This window comes from Prevotella melaninogenica ATCC 25845 (genome assembly GCF_000144405.1).
Lineage (GTDB): Bacteria > Bacteroidota > Bacteroidia > Bacteroidales > Bacteroidaceae > Prevotella > Prevotella melaninogenica.
In genome coordinates this window covers 1,460,795-1,473,030 of the sequence record NC_014370.1, presented here as the reverse complement: position 1 = coordinate 1,473,030, position 12,236 = coordinate 1,460,795, and the positions used below count along the sequence as shown (strand labels likewise).

The window sequence follows — 12,236 nt, the reverse complement described above, 5'->3', positions numbered from 1 at the left end:
AGGCTTATGGGACTAATAAGCCCAATACCAGTTCTTTTATCGATGTCCCTTTGTGTCCCTCATCGTGAAAGCAATGGCTTAAACCCCTTCTGCAGCGTGATAAGACGAACGAACAAGCGGACCACTAACCACGTGCTTAAAACCTTTCTCTAAGGCTATCCGTTTATATTCAGCAAACATTTCGGGTGTGATATAGGCTTTGACGGGCAGGTGTTCGGCAGTAGGCTGGAGATATTGTCCGAGTGTGAGGCGTTGACAACCTGTTGAAAGAATATCGTCCATTGTCTCTAAGATTTCGTCGTGGGTTTCACCTAAGCCGAGCATGAAGCCAGTCTTGGCAGTGATACCACAGTTGGCTATCTCTCTCAGCACTTCTAAACTGCGTTCATAGCGTGCCACTGAGCGTACGGATGGCGTGAGGCGACGCACTGTCTCCATGTTGTGTCCTGCTACGTGGGGGTGTGTTGCCATGACTTGTCGTATGAGGTCAGCCTTTCCCATGAAATCAGGAATGAGCAGTTCAATCTTTGTGTCAGGGTTTAATCGGCGTATCTCTTCGATGGTCTTTATCCAATGGGCTGCACCATAATCGGGTAGGTCGTCACGGTCAACAGAGGTGATAACGGCATAACGTAGCTTAAGAGCTTTCACTGACTCAGCCACACGACGTGGCTCGTCAGGGTTGAGCAGTCTGGGTCTGCCACTTAACGTGTTACAGAAACGGCACTTTCGTGTACAGATATCACCGCCAATCATCAAAGTTGCCGTACGTGCCATCCAACATTCCGAGCGATTTGGGCAGAGTCCACTCGTACAGATAGTGTTCATATGATGCTTGGCAAGGATACCAGCCGTCTCACCAGTCGACTTCTTCGATGTGAGGTCAATCTTAAGCCACTTTGGTTTCATCACGTGTGGCTCACGTCCAAAGAGCAGACGGAGGAACTGTCGCAGCTTCAAACCACGGATAATAGTGGATAGATCTATGTTTTCCAATCTCTCTTCTACCGCCTCTCTCGTGAACTCACAACCTTTAAGTAGGCTGAGGAAATCATGATCGATATCGCCAAGAAGGAAGTAATCACCCACCATATTGATACTTCCAATGATGTTATTCTTTAGTTCAATATGGGCTTCAAGTGTTCCGACACCTTCAAAACGATGCTTTCGAACGAGGGAGTATTTTGGATTTTTACCATAAACAAAGTCGTCAGAAGATAGTTCTTTCTCTATCTCTGCAACTCCTTTCATGTCTTCTTCCGTTAGTTCGAGGACCTCAGTACCGCACATTTCCTGTCGTACATAGTCCATAAAAGCCAAGATATCTAACTGTATATAGGTCGCAACATTCGTCACTCGTTGTCTGACAGACGCTACACCTTTGCTTTGTAGTTTCTCTTTTGCAGGTGTGAGTGCATTAGACAGATGGTCAAGTTGGGTGTCAAAGAGTAGGGAGTTGTGCAGAACACTACGGTTAGACAGTTGATAGAAAGCACATCCCGATACTTTTGTACCGTTAATGAGAATATCATTTCGACCCGATAACTGTGCGTCAATCTTCAGTCCTTTTAGTAAGTCTGCCATTCGTTGCATATAATCAGCAAAGGCTTCGTTGGCATTGACGGCACATGAAATATAAGAAAATTGTATGCAACCCTTGTCGGCATAGATACATCCGCCACCACTTTTCCGTCTGAAAATATCAATCTTGTGTTCTTTGCAGTAGTCGGTATTAACCTCATTGTCAATCAACTGATTGCGTCCTAACATAACTGTAGGGTTCACACGCCAGCCCATAAAGTAGTCGTCATCGGTATAATGCCGTGCTACATATTCTTCTACTGCAAAGTAGAAGGGGAGTTGATGAATAGTATCTGGTTTAGGTAGTAGTATATATTTCATCGTTGGTATTGATTGTTTATGGGAACAAATGTACAAATAAAATAATTAAAGAGAGAAGAAAGTTGGGAAAATAGTGAGGAGGGCACTATTAGTCTTATTAGCCTTATTGACCCAATAAGGCTAATAAGCAACTCTTAAAAAATGCAAAAAGCAATCATCGCTCTTATACTTTTTCGTACATTTGTAGTCGAATTTATCAGTTAAAATAAAGGTAATAGGTTATGTTAAAAAAACAATTCGTATCAGTAGCAGCCGTAGCAGTACTAACTACAGGAGTTGCTTTTGCTGCAGTGCAGCAGGATAAGGTAATGTATAAGCAGGCAGATGGCACCTACGTTGTCAATACGACCAGCCTCTGTTCAAATGTAAAGGGATTTAAGGGTGCAACACCAGTAGAGGTTTATATTAAGAATAATAAGGTTATCAAGGTTGAGGCTTTGCCTAATCGTGAAGGTCCTAAGTTTTATGATAAGGTGAAGCAGGGGTTATTTCCAAAGTTTAATGGCATGAAACTGTCAAAAGCAGCTAAGGCTGAGAGTCTTGATGGTGTGACCGGAGCTACCTATACATCACGTGCTGTGAAGGAGAATATAGCTGCTGCTGTAGCTTACTATAAGAAGAATAAGTAAGAGTTAGTTAACTATTAACATAGAAGATATGATTAGATTAAATGCTTTTTTCAAGGTAAAGGCTGGTGTAACAACTGCCCAAGTGAAAGCTCTTACAGATGAATTAGTAGAACTTTCACGTAAAGATGAAGGAAATAAGGGTTACGATTTGTTTGAGAGCACAACCCAACCAGGTGTCTTCCTTTTCTGTGAAACATGGGCGGACAAGGCTTGTTTGACTCGTCATGCTCGTTCAGAACATTTCACTCGTATTGTTCCTGAATTAGAAAAGTTGACAGATGGTGGCTTAAGCATTGAGCAGTTTGAGCGCTAATCACAAATAATCTTCTCTCTTCATTATTCTTTAGTCGTTGACTATTTAGTCGAAGAGTGGGGTAAAGAAACTAAATTAAAAGAGCGTATCAAGGAGTCTTTAATCTTCTTGATACGCTCTTTCTTTATGTTTAGCAAACCCTTATCCTTTTTCGGTAATCACTCCCCTCCCTATGGGGGAGGGGTTGGGGGAGGGGCCAGCCCTTACTTTACATCCCCAACCTTAATCAAATACTCCGCAATCTGTACTGCATTCAATGCAGCACCCTTACGGATTTGGTCGCCAGTGAGCCAGAGTGTATTACCATTGTCATCGGCAAGGTCCTTACGGATACGACCCACATAGATGTCATCGTGACCAGCACTCTCGAGTGGCATAGGGTAGACATAGTTCTGTGGATCATCAACAACCGTAACACCAGGAGCAGCCTTCAAAGCCTCACGAATCTCCTCAACAGAGAGTGGACGCTCGGTCTCGAACCATACTGCCTCTGAATGACTACGGAGAGAAGACACACGAACGCAGGTAGCAGAAGTGCGAACATCAGAGTGCATAATCTTACGTGTCTCGTTAAACATCTTCACCTCTTCCTTTGTATAGTCGTTCTCTGTCATCTTATCAATCTGTGGAATGACATTGTATGCCAACTGATGTGGGAACTTCTCGATGGTCTTCACTTCGCCAGTCTCAACAAGTTCCTTGTACTGTTGTTGCAACTCTGCCATAGCAGCAGCACCTGCACCAGAAGCACTCTGATAACTGCTGACATGTATTTTCTTGATATGGCTGAGCTTATCGATAGGATTTAATACGACAACCATCATAATGGTAGTACAGTTAGGGTTGGCAATGATGCCACGTGGACGGTTCAAAGCATCCTCAGCATTGATTTCTGGAACAACCAATGGCACGTCATTATCCTGACGGAACTGGCTTGAGTTGTCAATCATCACAGCACCATATTTTGTGATGGTCTCGGCAAACTCGGCTGATGTACCACCACCCGCACTTGTGAAGGCGATGTCTACATCCTTGAAATCATCGTTATGCTGGAGCAGTTTTACTTCGTATTCCTTACCCTTGAATGTGTATTTCTTACCCGCTGAACGCTCTGAACCAAAGAGAACGAGGTCGTCCATTGGGAAATTTCTCTCAGCTAAGATGCGCAGGAACTCCTGACCTACGGCACCACTGGCACCAACAATTGCTACTTTCATATCTTTTATCTTTAATTGTTTACGAACCTATTCGTAGTTGCAAATATACTATTTTTCCCTAAGACAAACAACGGTATGTTAGTCTTTTTTCTGTTTCGATAGATATAATCTGTTGTGTATCGTTGTTTTCTGTCATTTTGTGAGGATTATATAGGTTTATTAGGATTCTTCCATTAAAGGCATAGATAGGAATAGGATAAAGGTTTATACACTTTTTAAAGACAATACCACTTGTTTTCACATCTTTGGTGTTTGTAAACTATTTTCGCGTAACTTAAAACCAATACATGCTCTTTTGGCTTCTTAAAGACGCCTAATTGACTTGCAAGAGGTGCCCTTTAAGACCCTTACTAACGTCCTTTTGAAGTCCAATTAAGCACCTTTTACTTTGCTGCTTTATAACTATTTGATTCTCTGTTGGTTGTAAAGTCGCTTTCTATGTGGCTTTTTACTTGATTTTGAAGGAAGTCTAATTGAGTTAATGTAATGATTTTTCAGAGTCTTTTCTGTGTTTTTGACGGATTTAGATGAAAAGGTTTTCTGTGACGGAGGACGATAATATAGAAGGAAGTTGAGAGTCTTAGCTATGTTCTTGTTAAATGAGTAACCTCGGTTCTTTCGTTGAAACTATAGGAAAAGCATCTGTACATTTAACGGAAGAACCCTTATTAGAGAGGTATTATTAGTCGGTTGCCAAAGTTTTTTCGTAACTTTGCAGACAGTAATTTATAGATACGCATGCTGAATTTATCTCAATATTTCCCGATAACCGACCCGACATTGATTTTCTTTGTTGTTTTGCTGATGATATTGCTCTCGCCTATCATCATGGGACGACTGCGTATTCCACATATCATTGGTATGGTGTTGGCAGGTGTCCTTGTTGGAAAATATGGACTGAATATTCTTGGGCGTGATGCCTCGTTTGAACTTTTTGGACGTGTAGGACTGTACTATATCATGTTCCTTGCAGGTCTGGAAATGGATATGGAGGGACTGAAGAAAAACCGTAATAGGGTGATGATTTTCGGTATGTTGACCTTCCTTATCCCCTTTGCAATGACCTATTTTATGGGTGTCAGTCTTTTGGGCTATATCCCTCTGGCATCGCTTCTGCTTGCGGCAATCATGGCTTCTAATACGTTGATAGCCTATCCGATAGTGGGACGATACGGATTGACACGACATACGAGTTCGACGCTGAGCGTGGGTTCGTCTATGATGGCGCTCTTTATGGCTTTGATAGTCATGGCTTCCATCGTCAATTCGTTTCATGGCAATGGTGGTATACTCTTTTGGCTACTATTCATTCTGAAATTTGTGGCTTATTGTGTGGGCTTGATTATGGTGATACCACGTGTGACACGTTGGTTCCTTCGTCGATATTCAGACGCTGTGATGCAGTTTATCTTTATCCTTGCAGTGGTGTTTCTCTCGGCAGCATTGTCGGATGCAGTGGGGTTAGAAGGAATCTTTGGAGCGTTCATGTCAGGTTTGATATTGAACAGATTTGTGCCAAAGGTATCTCCATTGATGAACCGTATAGAGTTTACAGGTAATGCACTCTTCATTCCTTACTTCCTTATCGGAGTTGGTATGCTGATTAATGTACGCTTGCTTTTTGCAGGAAGTAAGATACTTTGGGTTGTATTCTGTATCGTCTTCTTCGGTACTTTGGGTAAGGCTGTAGCAGCTTATGTGGCAGCTCGTATCTTCCGTATGTCTTGGTTGGCTGGTCACATGATGTTTGGTTTGACCAGCGCCCATGCAGCTGGTGCTATTGCGATGGTGATGGTAGGGCGTAGATTAGAGGTGGCACCAGGTCAATATCTCTTTGGTGACGAGGTGCTGAATGGAATAGTAATCATGATACTCTTTACCTGTGTCATCTCAACTGTAATTACAGAACGTGCTGCACAACGCCTCCGTTTGCAGGAAAAGGAAGATCAGAATATGATGAAGAACCTCGATGATGAGAAGATTCTTATTCCAGTGAAGTATCCAGAGTATTCTGATAACCTCATAACCATGGCTACATTGATGCGTAATCCACGTTTGAAACGAGAGTTGGTGGCATTGAATGTGGTATATGATGATGTGAATATGCGCCATAATCAGGCGGAGGGACAGCGTTTGTTGGACCATCTTTGCCATTTGGCGAGTGCGTCAGATGTACCGATGGTGACGCAGGTACGTGTTGCAGCAAATATTGCCAATGGTATAAAACATGCTTTTAAAGAGTTTCAAGCGTCAGAGATTCTGATGGGATTACACTTCCATAAGGAGATTAATCGTAGCTTTTGGGGAGAATTTACGCGAAGTCTATACAATGGTTTGAGCCGTCAGATTATCGTGACACGTATCTTACAACCACTGAATACAATTCGCAGAATACAGGTGGCAATCCCTTCTCGGGCTGAGTTTGAACCGGGTTTTTATCGTTGGTTGGAACGATTGGCACGTATGGCAGGCAACTTGGAGTGTCGTATAGCATTCCATGGACGTAACGAAACGTTGCAACTTGTCAATGAATTTATTCGTAATCGCTTCCCAAGTGTTAGGGCTGAATATGAAGAGATGGCGCATTGGAAGGAATTGCCAACGCTTGGTTCGCAGGTTCGAGAGGACCACCTCTTTGTCATAGTGACAGCACGTAAGGGTACGATATCTTATAAGACGGCAATGGAAAGACTTCCTGAAGAACTGAATAAGTTTATTAAAGGTAAGACAATCATGATTATCTTCCCAGATCAGTATGGTAGTGAGATGGATGACATGACCTTTGCTCAGCCACAACACACGGAGGAACGCAGTGCTTATGAGGCTGTAAGAGAGTGGATTCATAATAAGGTGTAAGAGGATATTAGGCTAATTAGGCTAATTAGGCTAATTAGGCTAATTAGGGCAATAAGCCTAATAGCCCCAATAAAAGAATAGAATATGATAGATATTAAGAACATAACTAAAAGCTTTGGCTCGCTTCAAGTGTTGAAGGGTATTGACCTTCGTATTGAAAAGGGAGAGGTTGTCAGTATTGTTGGTCCATCTGGAGCTGGTAAAACCACCTTGTTACAGATACTTGGAACGCTGGACAAGCCAGATAGTGGCTCTGTTGTTGTGGATGGTATTGACGTGGGCAGCCTGTCAGCCGGTAAGTTGAGTGATTTCCGCAACCAGCACTTAGGCTTTGTCTTCCAATTTCATCAGCTTCTTCCTGAGTTTACAGCTCTTGAGAATATTATGATTCCTGCTTATATTGCTGGCAAGAAGAATAAGGATGCACGTCAGCGTGCCGAAGAACTGTTGGAATTTATGGGCTTGAGCGATCGTGCTAATCATAAGCCTAACGAACTTTCTGGTGGTGAGAAGCAGCGTGTGGCAGTAGCTCGTGCGTTGGTGAACAACCCTGCTGTCATCCTTGCTGATGAGCCTTCGGGTAGTTTGGATTCGAAAAACAAGCAGGAGTTACATCAGCTCTTCTTCGATCTCCGTGATAAGTTCGGTCAGACTTTCGTTATCGTTACACACGATGAGGGTCTTGCACAGATAACAGATAGAACGATACATCTTAAAGATGGCTTGATAGAAAGCCTCCCCCAGCCCCTCCGAAAGGAGGGGAGTGCTACTATCAAGATAGAGAATGAGTAGATTCTTAGAATGATAAGTCAGTTACTTAAAGAATGTTGTTCTTATGTTACTTTGTCTTATAAGAAATTATCTTGTCTTCAACTATAAAGGGTTATTATGTCTAAAATAAAGCTTGGAGCATACAATACGCTCACAGTACTGAAGATTGCCTTACGTGAAGGCAATGGTGATCCATTCGGAATCTACCTTGATGGTGGACCGGCTGGTGAGATACTCATGCCTCAAAAATATGTGCCAGAGGGAACTGAGATTGGGGATGAACTGGAAGTATTCGTTTATCTTGATCAGGATGAACGCCCGATTGCTACTACTGAAGAACCTTTGGCGCAGGTAGGCGACTTCGCTTACTTGGAGTGTTCATGGGTAAATGAGTATGGTGCATTCCTCTCTTGGGGTGTGATGAAAGACCTCTTCTGTCCTTTCCGTGAACAGAAGAAGCGTATGACTATTGGCAATAGCTATATTGTTTATATTCATCTTGATGAAGAGAGCTATCGCCTTGTGGCATCTGCAAAGGTTGAGCATTATCTTGATGAACAGCCGCGAGGTTATAAGCATGGACAGGAAGTTGACTTGTTGATATGGCAGAAGACCGACCTTGGCTTCAAAGTTATTGTCGATAATAAGTATCCAGGCCTTATCTATGAGGATCAGGTGTTCCAATATGTTCATACTGGTGATCGCTTAAAGGGTTATATCTCAACGGTTCGTCGTGATGGTAAGATTGATTGTACACTTCAACCAACAGGTCAACAGCATGCGGAAGGCTTTGCAGAGGTCCTGCTTCAATATCTGAAAGATAACGATGGAGTATGTGATCTTGGTGATAAGAGTGAAGCAGAGGATATTAAACGCCGTTTTCAGGTATCAAAGAAGGTGTATAAACGAGCTGTTGGAGACCTCTATAAACGCCATTTGATTACGGTTGACCCCCTGTCAATACGTTTAGTAAAGTAGAATTGACTCTTTTTCTCAATTTTTTTCGTACTTTTGTAGAAGATAGGCTGCACTCAACAAAATGAGAACAAGCTCTCTTTTGTTTTCATTTGCACTATCTTTGCATAAGATAGGCTGCACTCAACAAAGTGAATGTAAGCTTTCTTTTGTTCTCATTTGCACTATCTTTGCACTCTAAATAAAGGATAATAATAAAACAATGCAGAATCAATTTTCAAGAACCCAACTTCTTCTTGGTAAGCCCGCTATCGACACGCTTAATGGTAGTCGTGTCGCTGTCTTCGGTGTTGGAGGTGTTGGTGGATATGCAGTAGAAGTATTGGCACGTAGTGGCGTGGGAGCTATTGATGTTATTGATGACGACCGTGTCTGTCTAACGAATGTCAATCGACAACTCCTTGCTACCACTCGAACAGTGGGAAAGCATAAAGTAGATGTCGCTGAAGAGCGCATTCACTCAATCAATCCACGATGTATCGTGCGGAAATATCAGACATTCTATTTGCCTGATAATGCTGATCAGTTCGACTTCTCTCATTATGATTATGTCATTGATTGTATTGATACTGTAACAGCTAAGCTTGATCTTATCTATCGTTGTCATGAAATGAATATCCCATTGCTTTCTTGTATGGGTGCTGCTTATAAACTTGATGCCACACAGTTCCGTGTGACTGACATCTTCAAGACTATCAACGATCCATTGGCAAAGGTGATTCGTAAGAAACTTCGTAAGACGAAGATAAAGCATCTTAAGGTAGTATACAGTCCTGAAGAACCGCTTGAGAGTATCGAACAACCAGAAATATCTTGTCGTTTTCATTGTATCTGTCCCGATAAGGATATGCGTAAGTGTACTGACCGTCATACTATTCCAAGTTCTAATGCGTGGGTACCAGCTGCGGCTGGACTTATTGCAGGTGGAGAAGCTGTGAAAGATCTTGTTAATCTTGCCAACACTATGCGTATCCGTCCTGAAGATGAGGCTACAAGCGAGCCTGCTCGTATCGCCCATGAGCGTGCTGCAAAGATGCTGGAAGAGCATAAACGCCTTAAGGCTGAGAAGGCTGCAGCAGATAAGTAATGTTTTATGAAATTGGCGTAGAAAATAGCTCCATAAGTTAGAGTTTTTTTAATTTAGTTTGCTGTCATTTTTAACACTCTTGGTACTGTGTTTATTATCAGTACTTTATATCTAATAATAGAGTGATAGAAATGACAGCAAACTTTTATTTTATAATGTTGTCTTTTTAAAATCTAACTTCATTTATAATCATGCTATGTTAATGAACTCCTGAACACCTATGAGTGAGAGTTATCGTTATGTTTTATAAGTTTGCTATTTTAGTAGTTAAGAACTGATTTGAATTCAAGAACCTGTTTTGTAAACTCACAACTTTGTTTTACCACCTAAATTGATAATAGTGTTGTCTATAAAATTGTTATTTTATCAATCTTGTTGTTAAATAACATGAAAAAAGCAATGATAACTTGAAGATTATTACAATGTTACCGTTGGGTAACTTATCTTTGCGGTTACCAATTGGTAACATAAACAAATAATAGAATGAAGAATCGAGAACAAACAGAAAGTAGAATACTCGAAGCTGTCGCAAGTATCGTAGAAAGCGAAGGATTCGAGAAGCTTGGTATCAATACAATAGCTTCAAAAGCTAATGTTTCGAAGATGCTGATATATAGGTATTTTGGTGGACTTGAAGAGTTAATTGCACAGTTTATAATGCAGAAGGATTATTGGGCTAATACAGGTACTGTTATTATCAATCCTCAATCTGTAGGAGACAGTATAAAGAATATGTTCCGTAAGCAGATCGAGCAATTACGAAACGATGTAACTCTACGACGTTTGTGTAGGTGGGAACTGTCCTGTAACAACACAAGCATTGAGCAGCTTAGAGATAAACGTGAAGAAAATGGATGTAGTCTAATCAAACTGGTAAGTACATTAACAGGTTGTTCTAATACAGAGGTTGCCTCTTTAGCCAGTATACTCTCGGCTGCTATCAGCTATTTAGCTTTGATTGAAGACCAATGTTTGTCATATAACGGTATTTCTTTGCAAACTGATAAGGGCTGGAATGAGATAATGAAAGGGGTAGGAATGATAGTTGACTTATGGATAAAAAGTATTCAAGAATGAGAAAAGTAATTATTGTATTTGTTATTTTTATGGGATTTATGGATAATATAATGGCACAGAATCCAGACTATCTGTTTATGATTGAGAATGCTTGCAAGGCTCCTTCTGGGCATAACACACAGCCTTGGTTGTTTAAAATCAGAGAGTCAGAAATTGATATATACCCTGATTTGTCAAAAGAGTTACCTGTCGTCGACCCAAGTCATCGAGAGTTATTTGTTAGCTTAGGCTGCGCGACAGAGAATCTTTGTATTGCTGCTCAGGAAAAGGAATATCAGACCGAAGTTAAAGTTATTAAGGACTCCTTTATTCGAGTTCTACTTACAAAAGATAAGAAAAAGCAATTTGAATCTTCATTGTTCTCTCAAATCGCAGTAAGACAAACAAATAGAAGTGTTTATGATGGAAAAGAAATTCCTAAAGATAGCATTAATCTACTTAAAGCCACTTCTAATGACCCCTCTATTTCTATTTATTTTTACAAAAGGGGAACTGTTGATTATGAAAAGGTTGCTAATATGGTTTATGCTGGTAATAGCTTACAAATGAATAATGAAGCTTTTAAATCAGAGCTGACAAAGTGGATGCGTTATAATAAGAAATATCAGAATAATACAAGAGATGGATTGAGTTATGCTACTTTTGGTGCACCAAATGTTCCTCTATTCTTGGCAAAATTTATCATGTCAAAGGCTATCAACGCGAAAACGCAGAATAAAGGTGATCGGAAAAAGATAGCTTCAGCATCTCATTTTGTACTTTTTACAACAAAAGATAATACAGTTGAACAGTGGGTTGCACTTGGCAGAACCTTGGAACGGATATTACTGCGTTCAACGCAGATGGGTATTGCAAATGCTTATCTCAATCAGCCTAATGAGGAAAATGATATTACAAAAGAAATGGTAAAGCAACTTCAAATCTCTAACGAATACCCGACTATTCTTATAAGGTTAGGCTATGGAAAGAAAATGCCTTATTCGCTAAGACGCGATTATAGGTCATGTATTCTTCCTGCAGATTAAAGTCGAGAAGCATGAAGTAAGTTTTTGATATAGGTGAATCATCAAAATCTTTGGCGTGGTGGATATTTAGTAGGTTAGAATTGTCTGCCTAATATTTGTCCATCACGTTTGTATTTATAATTGAGCTAATCCCCAATTATCTTTTTGTTTTAGTTTGCTGTCATTTTTAACACTCTTGGTACTGTGTTTATTATCAGTACTTTATATCTAATAATAGAGTGATAGGAATGACAGCAAACTTTTATTTTATAATGTTGTCTTGTTAACCCCCACTTTCATATCTCTAATTTGTAGAACAGTACAATGTTAATAAAAACGCTGTATGCCAATGACAGAGAGCTATAATACGAAGTTATAAGTTACGTGTTAATGCTCAGCACTTGT

The 12,236-nt window shown here is 40.7% G+C and carries 10 protein-coding genes; 8 read left to right on the top strand and 2 right to left on the bottom strand.

The annotated features are described in order from the left end of the window. Nucleotides 1–78: 78 nt before the first annotated feature. Nucleotides 79–1,902, bottom strand: coding sequence for a lipoyl synthase (gene lipA, locus HMPREF0659_RS12415; protein WP_013264810.1), 1,824 nt, complete (start codon nucleotides 1,900–1,902; stop codon nucleotides 79–81). A gap of 221 nt (nucleotides 1,903–2,123) precedes the next feature. Here lipA and HMPREF0659_RS05875 point away from each other — a divergent pair, with 221 nt between their 5' ends. Both HMPREF0659_RS05875 and HMPREF0659_RS05870 read left to right on the top strand, forming a co-directional pair. Continuing rightward, a complete protein-coding gene (locus HMPREF0659_RS05875; protein ID WP_013264265.1) occupies nucleotides 2,124–2,531 on the top strand; it encodes an FMN-binding protein in 408 nt (135 codons plus the stop codon). A gap of 28 nt (nucleotides 2,532–2,559) precedes the next feature. Continuing rightward, nucleotides 2,560–2,844, top strand: coding sequence for a putative quinol monooxygenase (locus HMPREF0659_RS05870; protein WP_013264071.1), 285 nt, complete (start codon nucleotides 2,560–2,562; stop codon nucleotides 2,842–2,844). A gap of 203 nt (nucleotides 2,845–3,047) precedes the next feature. On the opposite strand, the gene HMPREF0659_RS05865 is transcribed toward HMPREF0659_RS05870, so the two are convergent. Beyond that, on the bottom strand, nucleotides 3,048–4,061 hold the full coding sequence (locus HMPREF0659_RS05865; protein WP_013264068.1) for an aspartate-semialdehyde dehydrogenase: 1,014 nt from the start codon (nucleotides 4,059–4,061) through the stop codon (nucleotides 3,048–3,050). 738 nt (nucleotides 4,062–4,799) lie between these two features. Between HMPREF0659_RS05865 and HMPREF0659_RS05860 the strand changes: the two genes are divergently transcribed. The 6 genes from HMPREF0659_RS05860 (at nucleotide 4,800) to HMPREF0659_RS05835 (ending at nucleotide 11,852) form a co-directional block, all read left to right on the top strand. Further along, a complete protein-coding gene (locus tag HMPREF0659_RS05860) occupies nucleotides 4,800–6,917 on the top strand; it encodes a cation:proton antiporter (protein WP_044045908.1) in 2,118 nt (705 codons plus the stop codon). Between the two features lie 84 nt (nucleotides 6,918–7,001). Beyond that, a complete protein-coding gene (locus HMPREF0659_RS05855; protein ID WP_013263964.1) occupies nucleotides 7,002–7,709 on the top strand; it encodes an ABC transporter ATP-binding protein in 708 nt (235 codons plus the stop codon). A 96-nt stretch (nucleotides 7,710–7,805) separates the two neighbouring features. Then, nucleotides 7,806–8,666 carry a CvfB family protein gene (locus HMPREF0659_RS05850; RefSeq protein ID WP_013264422.1) on the top strand — a complete coding sequence of 287 codons (861 nt, stop codon included), beginning with the start codon at nucleotides 7,806–7,808 and terminating at the stop codon, nucleotides 8,664–8,666. Nucleotides 8,667–8,865: 199 nt separating this feature from the next. Next, the gene (locus HMPREF0659_RS05845) at nucleotides 8,866–9,750 is read left to right on the top strand and encodes a tRNA threonylcarbamoyladenosine dehydratase (RefSeq protein WP_013264210.1); all 885 of its coding nucleotides are present in this window, start codon (nucleotides 8,866–8,868) and stop codon (nucleotides 9,748–9,750) included. A gap of 483 nt (nucleotides 9,751–10,233) precedes the next feature. Further along, nucleotides 10,234–10,827, top strand: coding sequence for a TetR/AcrR family transcriptional regulator (locus HMPREF0659_RS05840; protein WP_013264870.1), 594 nt, complete (start codon nucleotides 10,234–10,236; stop codon nucleotides 10,825–10,827). Then, entirely contained in the window at nucleotides 10,824–11,852 is a 1,029-nt protein-coding gene (locus HMPREF0659_RS05835; protein WP_013264162.1) for an Acg family FMN-binding oxidoreductase, read from the top strand. Before HMPREF0659_RS05840 ends, HMPREF0659_RS05835 begins: the two co-directional genes overlap by 4 nt. Nucleotides 11,853–12,236: the final 384 nt, after the last annotated feature.